A 558-nucleotide genomic window follows, 5' to 3' on the forward strand; every position below is an offset into this window, starting at 1 on the left:
ACCGGTGGTGAGGCGCTGGTGGGGGAGGCGCTGGCGTCGTGGCGGGCCGCGCATCCGGATGTGGTGGTGGTCAATGCGTACGGTCCCACCGAGGCCACGGTCAACTGCGCGGACTACCGCATCGAGCCTGGTCAAGAACTCGCGAGTGGTGCGGTGCCGATCGGGCGGCCGTTCTGGAACACGCGGGCCTATGTGCTGGACGCCTGGCTTCGGCCGGTGCCGCCGGGGGCGGTCGGTGAGCTGTATGTCGCGGGTGTGGTTCTGGCGCGTGGCTACTTGGGGCGCGCGGATCTGACCGCCGAACGTTTTACCGCCGATCCTTATGGTCCGGCGGGTGCGCGGATGTATCGCACGGGGGATCTGGCGCGCTGGAACGCCGATGGTCAGCTGGTGTATGTGGGCCGGGTCGATGACCAGGTCAAGGTGCGGGGTTTCCGTATCGAGCTGGGGGAGATCCAGGCTGTGCTGCGTGGCCATCCCGAGGTGGCTCAGGCGGCTGTGGTCGTGCGGGAGGACCGGCCCGGGGATCAGCGCCTGGTGGCCTATGTGGTGGCGGAT

General features: G+C 68.8%; 1 protein-coding gene. It reads left to right on the forward strand.

What is annotated here, in order from left to right; genetic code table 11:
- Positions 1 to 558 (forward strand): AMP-binding protein (locus ABD329_RS48015; RefSeq protein WP_344318329.1); only part of this gene is annotated, 558 nt, incomplete at both ends.

This window comes from Streptomyces javensis (assembly GCF_039525925.1).
Taxonomy (GTDB): domain Bacteria; phylum Actinomycetota; class Actinomycetes; order Streptomycetales; family Streptomycetaceae; genus Streptomyces; species Streptomyces asiaticus.